General features: G+C 58.6%; 1 protein-coding gene. It reads right to left on the bottom strand.

Annotated features, from left to right (window positions below; translation table 11 throughout):
• Positions 1-171 precede the first annotated feature (171 nt).
• Positions 172-679: DUF4091 domain-containing protein (locus ACXJ7R_RS35445; protein ID WP_457155849.1), on the bottom strand; the 508-nt coding region annotated here is incomplete at its 5' end.

The raw sequence follows: 679 nt of genomic DNA, 5'->3' as shown, positions 1-679 counted from the left end.
TACTTGAGCGGCATCAGTTGGCTGGCGGCGAAGCCGGCTGGAAGCATAATCAGGATCGGTATGATCAGCAACCAGCGGCGCCTCCAGGCCGCCTGGACGAGAAGGCGCGTGACTTGTGTGGGTGACCTGTTCATGGCCGGAATAGAGAGTTGAAGCGGCTGGTTGAATCCGTCATCGGATTGATCCCTTTTCTATGATAGCAGCCAATTCCCGGCGCGCGGACTCCCAGTCATCTGGATTTGTGCTCCAACTGACAGGCGCATGGACCCAGGTCGGATCGGAGGAATCGCCGACCCCCGTCTCCCACAAAACCTTCGGGACCATTCGCTCGATGACGGCCCAGGTCGCCTGGCGGTCGATTGCCTCGGCAAGGGCCAGATATTCGACATCCTGAATCCCGCGGCGCCAGTGTTTCAAACGCAAGCTGGCAATCGGACCTTCAAGCTCGTAGGAATGCTCCCGAAAGATTGCGTCCGTGCCCGGATAGAACAGAACCCCGTCGCCGTTCGACGTGTTTGAGCCAGTTAGTCCCGTGATTTCGTCAAACTCAGGCGCTCCGCCGAATGTCTGCGCCTGCACGAAGACGTCGGTGTCGCCGCGCCCTCCCTGGTAATTTTTGTAATATGTGGCTTCCCAGAAGAACCACCGGTCGACGCGCATTTTGTACTGACCCCATGGG

It is taken from the genome of Mesorhizobium sp. P5_C1, assembly GCF_054049815.1.
This window is presented reverse-complemented; position numbering and strand designations above follow the sequence as displayed.